Origin of the sequence: Novosphingobium sp., from assembly GCF_032093395.1 — a bacterium.
Taxonomy (GTDB): domain Bacteria; phylum Pseudomonadota; class Alphaproteobacteria; order Sphingomonadales; family Sphingomonadaceae; genus Novosphingobium.
Genome location: NZ_DAMDBA010000020.1, coordinates 28,675 through 35,572, shown reverse-complemented (window position 1 = coordinate 35,572; position 6,898 = coordinate 28,675). Strand labels below are relative to the sequence as shown.

Annotated in this window: 8 protein-coding genes; 6 read left to right on the top strand and 2 right to left on the bottom strand. The window is 59.5% G+C overall.

From position 1 onward, the window contains the following. The first annotated feature begins 1 nt into the window (after position 1). From arsH to tnpC, 5 genes are all read left to right on the top strand, one after another. Positions 2-748, top strand: coding sequence for an arsenical resistance protein ArsH (gene arsH / locus RT424_RS09485; RefSeq protein ID WP_313436865.1), 747 nt, complete (start codon positions 2-4; stop codon positions 746-748). A gap of 252 nt (positions 749-1,000) precedes the next feature. Next, entirely contained in the window at positions 1,001-1,420 is a 420-nt protein-coding gene (gene tnpA, locus RT424_RS09480) for an IS66-like element accessory protein TnpA (protein ID WP_313436862.1), read from the top strand. After that, positions 1,417-1,770 (top strand): IS66 family insertion sequence element accessory protein TnpB, encoded by a 354-nt coding sequence (gene tnpB, locus RT424_RS09475; protein ID WP_046762724.1) that lies wholly within the window; start codon positions 1,417-1,419, stop codon positions 1,768-1,770. Before tnpA ends, tnpB begins: the two co-directional genes overlap by 4 nt. A 67-nt stretch (positions 1,771-1,837) precedes the next feature. After that, complete coding sequence (locus tag RT424_RS09470) at positions 1,838-2,407, top strand: IS66 family transposase zinc-finger binding domain-containing protein (protein WP_313436851.1); 570 nt, start codon at positions 1,838-1,840, stop codon at positions 2,405-2,407. Further along, positions 2,389-3,090, top strand: coding sequence for an IS66 family transposase (tnpC, locus tag RT424_RS09465; RefSeq protein ID WP_313436848.1), 702 nt, complete (start codon positions 2,389-2,391; stop codon positions 3,088-3,090). The genes RT424_RS09470 and tnpC overlap by 19 nt, the downstream gene beginning before the upstream one ends. A 12-nt stretch (positions 3,091-3,102) precedes the next feature. Here the strand turns inward: tnpC and RT424_RS09460 are convergent, their stop codons facing one another. Together RT424_RS09460 and RT424_RS09455 are read right to left on the bottom strand one after the other, a co-directional pair. After that, a complete protein-coding gene (locus RT424_RS09460) occupies positions 3,103-4,692 on the bottom strand; it encodes an IS1634 family transposase (RefSeq protein ID WP_313436845.1) in 1,590 nt (529 codons plus the stop codon). A 168-nt stretch (positions 4,693-4,860) separates the two neighbouring features. Next, positions 4,861-5,868 (bottom strand): hypothetical protein, encoded by a 1,008-nt coding sequence (locus RT424_RS09455; protein WP_313436843.1) that lies wholly within the window; start codon positions 5,866-5,868, stop codon positions 4,861-4,863. Positions 5,869-6,050: 182 nt separating this feature from the next. Here RT424_RS09455 and RT424_RS09450 point away from each other — a divergent pair, with 182 nt between their 5' ends. After that, entirely contained in the window at positions 6,051-6,875 is an 825-nt protein-coding gene (locus RT424_RS09450) for an IS5 family transposase (RefSeq protein ID WP_313436840.1), read from the top strand. Positions 6,876-6,898 lie beyond the last annotated feature (23 nt).

Here is a 6,898-nt window from a genome sequence, read left to right as displayed (position 1 = left end):
CATGAGACTGCGCGAACTCGCCGACCCCGATCATCTTCCTGCTTTGGACAAGGCCTTCGCGTTGGCTCGTCCCGCCGCTGGCCTTGGCCCGGACCAACCGCCTTCGCGCATTCTGCTGCTTTACGGCTCGCTGCGAGAGCGCTCGTTCTCACGCCTCGCCGTGGAAGAGGCGGCCCGCCTGCTGCAATTCTTTGGCGCCGAGACGCGGATTTTCGATCCGAGCGATCTGCCGCTGCCCGATCAGATAGCGGGAGACGACCACCCGGCGGTGCACGAGCTGCGCGAGCACGCGCTGTGGTCGGAAGGCATGGTCTGGTGCAGTCCGGAGCGGCATGGCCAGATCAGCGGCATCATGAAGACGCAAATCGATCACCTCCCGCTCCAGATGCGCGGGTCGCGGCCAACGCAGGGCCGCACGCTTGCAGTCATGCAGGTGTCTGGCGGCTCGCAATCATTCAACGCCGTCAACTCGCTGCGGCTACTGGGCCGCTGGATGCGGATGTTCACAATACCCAACCAGTCCTCGGTGGCGATGGCGTACAAGGAGTTCGACGAAGACGGCCGGATGCGGGCGTCGAGCTATTACGAGCGCATCGTCGATGTGATGGAGGAACTGGTGCGCTTTACCGTGCTGATGAGGCCGCACGCAGGGCAACTCGTTGACCGCTACTCCGAACGCAAGGAAGCTGGGCTCTCGGTAAATAATTCAGCGGACCACTCCGCAATTGCAATCACGCCTCAAACCTGATTGTCGGCCTGGTCCACGGAATGGCCGGTTCTGGATGCAAGCCGAATGAGGGTGAATGACTGGGTTGGGCGCGTACCTTGCCAAAGCCCCTGCCCCGCTGCCCAATCCAAAACCGCCGACAGAGCTGACGCTTACTACAACGTTTCCGCTCTCTGATAGCCGCCCTCGGTTCACCGTAAGCGGTCAAAATCCCCCACATTTTCAGAAGCTCCGAGGTTGGTAGTTTCGTCGCAATGATCGGCGAGGTTACCAGTGAGTGATGAAACTGATTTCGAAACATGTTTCGAGACGAGAGCCCCGGGTCAGGTGCAGCGGCTTGACGTGATCGAAAGCCCGCGGGGCAGGCGGCACTGGACGCCCGAGGCGCGGGCGCAGATCATCGCGGAAAGCCTGGAGCCGGGTGCCAATGTGTCAGCGGTGGCGCGCCGCCACGGGCTGTTTCCCCAGCAGTTGTACACATGGCGGCGCGGATTGCGGGAGCGCGCGGAGGCGATGACCTTTGTGCCGGCAATGGTCGAGCGTGGGAAGGTCGACGAGCTGTCCAGCGCGGCAGTGCCACCAGTCAGCGGCCAGATCGTCGTCGAGGCAAGCGGGCTGTTGATCCGCATCCCTCCCGACGTGAGCGCGGATCACATCGAGCGGGTGTTGTTGGCCGCGCGGGTGAGCGCGTGATCATCCCGCCCGGCCCCCTGAAGGTACTGGTCGCAACGCAGCCCGTGGACTTCAGGAAAGGAATGGTGGGCCTTGCCTCGCTGGTCGAGCGCGAGCTCAGGCTCGATCCCTTCTCAGGTATGCTGTTTATCTTCCGGGCGCGCAGAGCGGACCGGATCAAACTCCTGGTCTGGGACGGCACTGGGCTGGTGCTGGTGACGAAGCGCTTGCACGATGGGAAGTTCCGTTGGCCACGCCCGGGAGACGGGGTGATGAAGCTGTCAGCGGCGCAAGCCTCGGCGTTGATCGAGGGGTTGGACTGGTCGCGCGTGCACGTGCCGCGCGTGCCCAAACCGATCCATGCGCAGTAGGCCGCATGCCTGATTCTGCTTGGCGCAAGGCTGTTCCTCGCGAAGCAAAATCCGCTAGAATGCAGGCGTGGCGGCGCACCCAGAACTCCCCGCAGCGACCGGCGCAGAAGCCGGATACGACGAGCTTCCCGACGACGTCGAGCAGCTCAAGGCGATGCTGCTGGCCGAGCGCGCCCGTGCAGCGCGGCTCGAGCATATCCTCAAACTGATCAACCGCACGACCTTCGGCAAGCGGTCGGAGAAGCTTTCTGCCGATCAGCTCGCACTCGCGCTGGAAGACCAGGCCGTGGCCCTTGGTGAGGCCCAGGGCCTGCAGGATAAGACGGACGAAGAAACCGAGCGTCATGGCCTCGTGCCTCGCAAACGCCGGCCCGCCGACACACAACGTGCATCACTGCCGGCGCATCTGCCGCGCTTCGAGGTGGTGATCGAACCCGACAGCCTGGAATGCGCCTGTGGCGGCGCGCTGCACAAGATCGGTGAGGACCGTGCGGAACGGCTCGACATCATCCCGGCGCAGCACCGCGTCATGGTGACGATCCGGCCGCGCTATGCGTGCCGGTGCTGTACGATGGCGTACACCAGGCTCCGGCACCGGAGCGCGTGGTGCCGGGCGGCTTGCCGACCGATGCGCTGATCGCCGATGTTCTCATCAACAAGTACTGCGACCACCTTCCGCTTTATCGCCAGTCGAAGATCTTCGCGCGGCAGGGCATCGAGATCAGCCGCGCCACGCTGGCCAACTGGGTCGGCCGGGGCATTGCGGCGCTGCAGCCGATCGTCGACCGGATGCGCGTGGATGCACTTGCACGATCACGGCTGTTCGTCGACGAAACCACCGTCAAGGTGCTGGCACCGGGGACCGGCAAGACCAAAACCGGCTACATGTGGGTCATCGTCTGTGACGACCGGGCCCATGGCGGTGCCGATCCGCCGCTGGCGCTCTACACCTATATGCCCGGCCGCGGGGCCATGTGGGCGAGACAGCTGCTGGGAGCCTACCACGGCATCCTGCAGGTCGATGCCTGGCAAGCCTACGACCAGTTCGGCAAGGATGACCGCGCCAATGCTGGCGTCTGGAAATCCTACTGCTGGGCGCACCTACGACGTAAGTTTGTCGATGCGGGCAGTGATGCTCCGATCGCGCAGGATGCGTTGCAGCGCATCGCCAGGATCTACGGCATCGAAAAGGACATCCGTGGTCGCCCGCCCGAGGAGCGCCTTGCCCAACTTGAACAGTGGGTTTCGAAAATGCATTTTTGTTCAATGACATGCGCGCGCAGGCGCAAGTGTTACCACTACATTTTTGGGGTCGGTTGAGTTTGCAGAGGCTCAGGTTTGCGGTGGCAACTCGCTGATATTGGCCGGCAGCGCGATGCCGGTTGCCTTGAAGACATTCCCCACCTGGCCCGAGACATGGGTACGGGTGGTAATGACCTTGCCGTCCTTTTCGATGGTGGCTTCCTGAAGACGATCGAGATCGTTGAGGAGCGGCTGCCATTCGGGCTGGAAGCCCTTTTCCTGACAAAGACGGGTGAGTTCCTTGGCCAGCGTCAGAGCGAGGAACGAGACAAACACATGGCCGCGGATAGCGGCATCGGACTGATGGAAGATGGGACGGGTATCAAAGCTCGCCTTGGCGACGCGGAACAGGGCTTCGACCTGAAGCAGGTCACGGTAGCGGATGACCGCCTGCAGCGGGGTGATCCGGGCATTGGTGCGAAGCACGCTGATACCATCGTAGCGGGCCTCGTCAGCAAGCTTGCCCATGTCGATCTCGAAGGTCTTGCCGCTGGCCTTGAGATAGCGGCGATAAGCTGAGTTACCAACCAGGGCCTTGTCACCCTTCTTCAGCTGGGTCTGAAGGCCATCGATGATCGCTTGCCGATCGGCTTTGTCCTTCCTTGCCTCAGCTTCGTTGAGTGTGACGACATAGCGCTGGGCATCTGCGCCTTTGCCAACGCGCACTTCCTTGATCCACAGCTGAGTTTCTCCTGCCTGCCGCTCGAGAACCAGGGGCACCATCGGGGCCGTGTCGTTCAGCACGACATCGCGGATGACGCTGCTGGTGCGCTCTCGCGCACCCAGGATGTATTCCATGCCCAGCTCTTCAAGGGCGGCGATCGTATCGGCGCTGATCATGCCGCGATCGGCCACAACGCACGAGCGGGTGATGCCGAAGCGGGTGCGCAGGCGCGTGACGATGGGCATGAGCACCTTCACGTCAGCCGTGTTGCCCGGGACCATCTCGGTACAGATCGGACGCCCCTGGGCGTCGATCACGACGGCCAGGATCAGCTGGGCAAGCTCGGGCCGGTGGTCCTTGGAATGACCGCGCCGTCCCAGCGTGTCACCGCCGGCGCCGTAGAACGAGAGCGAGGTCGTATCCATGAATACAAGACTGAGGTCGGTGAACAGGTCCCGGCGGCGATCGAACAACTTCTCCTCGATCACGTCTTTCACGCAGCGAGGTGCCAATCCCCCTTCTGCCTTCTCCTCGATCTCCTCGCCGAGCCAGGCCATGGCGCGATAGAAGTGATGGAGGGCAAGATCCTCGCTGCCGTCGATGGCGTAGCTCTCCATCCAGTCCAGGCAGGCTCGGTCCGAGCCGGAGACGAACAGGCGGTGCAGTGTGGCGACGAATACGGCGCGCTCCACGGCAAAGCCGAACTGGCGGCCTTCCAGCACCTCTTCCAGTACCGCATCGACACCAAGCCGCTGCCACAGGCGCCCGAACAGCAACGGGCCGCCAATCCTGCGAGCTGCGATCCGGCCTGCATCGATATCGGACAGAATGACGCTGCGCTCGGCGTGGCGGGCAATCGAGGCGGCCAACCTGTCGAGTTCACCACTCGCGGCCAGCACATCCTTGCGGCCCAGAGCCTTGATCGTGCGCTGACGGACGGTTTTGCCCTCGCGCACACTCTCGACTAGGTAAAGATAGCGGTGCCCGCGAGCGACTCGTTCGACGATATACATGGTCAGGTTGTTACTACCTGCACCTGTGAAGATAAACCAAACCGCCAGTCACAGGCGAAATGTTGTTAGCACACCCCATTTTGCCGCCAAATCCACTACCAGCAAAATCAGCTATTTAACGCCTGACGCTCCCCGCATGTTCTGCCAGCACTGTTCAACTTGGGCCAAAAGGCGATCGACGTCGGTCGTCTGCCCCATCAAGCTCCCCATCTCTTCTCGACTGATGTTGGAGAAATCAGGGGTTTGCGTCGCAACCAACGACAACCCGCAGCTTCGAGCGAGACTCCCGGAGGTTATACGGTCGAATTGTTGCGGAAGGGAATCAAATGCTTGCGGCCGCGACGGCAAGAGATCCTTAATCGAGGAAACAGATTGATAGAAATCCTCTTGGAATGGGTTTGCCGCAATGATTTTTTTGGAGCGCACGTCAGCAGTGTCATAAAGGTCTTGCGTCGCGGCTCGGAAATTTCGGAATGCACCGTACTCTAAGAAGGCAGGAGCAGCACGAAAGGCATGAAGATCGCCAAATTCACTATCACTTACAAAAAATAATTCGAATCGATGGCTGTCTATCTGCAGAGATGCCCACGCATCCTCAATTATCTGATCAAATCTTATGCCATCAATTACACCCAACTCCCTATGTGAAAGTATATATATAATCGCATCGATTAGACTGAAGCTATAGCTAGCAGCTATACCGTCAAGTACTTCATCTGGAGAAAATGTTATGGGTTTAAAACTCAAATAGGCGAGTTTGCGGGATGCGCTGGAGCCAGATTTGTAATCGGAGAAATTTTGGAATCCCGATTTAACATCCAGATACGAAAACTCTCGACCAATTGAGTCTGCAACAGCCATCATCCCATAATTCCGAGCATTTACTCCGTAAGAAGCGAACATCTTGGAAGCCGTTTTCCAGCTCTCGGTATCTTTATCCAAATACCCCAGAATGAAAGCAAGCTTCCTCGCCAGAGCCAGGGAGTGACCATAGTTATCGTGCAGGAGCTGAATGCTCGCCAAGATATCGAAATCATCAGCTATGAATATAGATTGATTTATCCATGCAATAACCGACATGGCATTGGCTATTTCCGCCGGCTTGTGATTAGCTCTCATCGAGACATAGTGAGGCCATAATTTCTTCTGCGGGGAAATTAAAAGCTCTCCAGTGTCAAAAAATGGAGGATTATCAATTGGGAATTCTTTTTTTAATAATATGTGCTTGAATAATTTCGCATGCCTTAGAGCCTGTTTGAGAATGGGTTGCTGCGGCAGCGCGGGCGTGATTCAAGCTTGGAATGTGGAGCCGAGCGAGCCGTAGCCGGATGGCAGGATTTGAAAAGCGATCGAAACGTTACCCGACCGATCTGACGGACGAAGAATGGCTGTTCATTCAGCCGTTTCTTCCGCCTGTAGCCAAGCGCGGTCGTAAGCCAGAAACGGACCTGCGTGATGTCCTCGATGCGCTGCGCTATCTGGCCCGAACAGGTGGTGGATGGCGGATGTTGCCGAACGACTTCCCGCCCTGGCAGACGGTGTACTGGTGGTTTCGCCGTTTCGTGCGCCGACTGCTGTTTCGCACGATCCACGACGTCACCCTGATGTTGGACCGTGAACGCGAAGGGCGTGAGCAAAGTCCGACGGCGGCCGTCGTGGATAGCCAATCCATCAAGGCACCAGCGGCGGAAAAGCGGGGCTTTGACGCAGGCAAGAAGGTTGTCGGTCGTAAACGGCACATTGCCGTCGATACCGATGGCCGATTGCTCATGGTCAATCTGACCACCGCTGACATCTCCGACAGCGCCGGTGCTCAAACGATCGTCGTAGCCATTCGCAAGCGATGGCCCTGGCTCAAGCATTTGTTCGCCGACGGTGCCTACGACCGCACCCGCCTGATGGACACCGCCGCCTATCAGGACTTCGTCATCGAGATCATCCGCCGCTCCGACAAGGAGACGGGCTTCAAGGTGCTGCCGAGGCGCTGGGTCGTCGAGCGCACCTTCGGTTGGATGACCCGGTGGAAACGGCTCGTCCGCGACTACGAGCAGCGGATCGACGTCTCAGAGGCCATGATCCATGTCGCTCTCGGCAGTCTCATGCTCCGCAGAATTGTCCATCCATGAACATTCTCAAACGGACTCTTAGA

Excerpts from the sequence above, each read along its gene's own strand:
- RT424_RS09450 (WP_313436840.1), top strand. The coding sequence starts at position 6,051 with ATGTGGAGCCGAGCGAGCCGTAGCCGGATGGCAGGATTTGAAAAGCGA.
- RT424_RS09455 (WP_313436843.1), bottom strand. The coding sequence starts at position 5,868 with ATGAGAGCTAATCACAAGCCGGCGGAAATAGCCAATGCCATGTCGGTT.
- arsH (WP_313436865.1), top strand. The coding sequence starts at position 2 with ATGAGACTGCGCGAACTCGCCGACCCCGATCATCTTCCTGCTTTGGAC.